At 52.7% G+C, this 273-nt stretch carries 1 protein-coding gene; it reads left to right on the forward strand.

Annotation, left to right across the window (positions count from 1 at the left end):
- Positions 1–273, forward strand: a 273-nt coding sequence (locus C1642_RS18105; RefSeq protein WP_146035355.1) for an Ig-like domain-containing protein, incomplete at both ends; no start/stop codon positions are given.

Here is a 273-nt window from a genome sequence, read left to right on the forward strand (position 1 = left end):
CCGGTGATTACGATTGATCCTGTAACGAATGCAATCACGATTGACTTTGGTGAAGCAGTCAATGCGGTTGATGGCAGTCCGCTTACGGCAGATGCGCTTGAGGGATTGCTGGACATTGCTAACGGTACATTGACTGACCTTGTAGACAACGGCGATGGCAGCTTCAGCGGTACGCTGGTACCGGCTGCGGACTTTGAAGGCGATGTGGTTGTGAACGTACCGGCAGGTATTGTTACGGACGTGGCAGGTAATGCCAACCTGACTGCAACAGAG

This window comes from Acinetobacter sp. AKBS16 (genome assembly GCF_002899995.1).
Classification (GTDB): Bacteria; Pseudomonadota; Gammaproteobacteria; order Pseudomonadales; family Moraxellaceae; genus Acinetobacter; species Acinetobacter baumannii.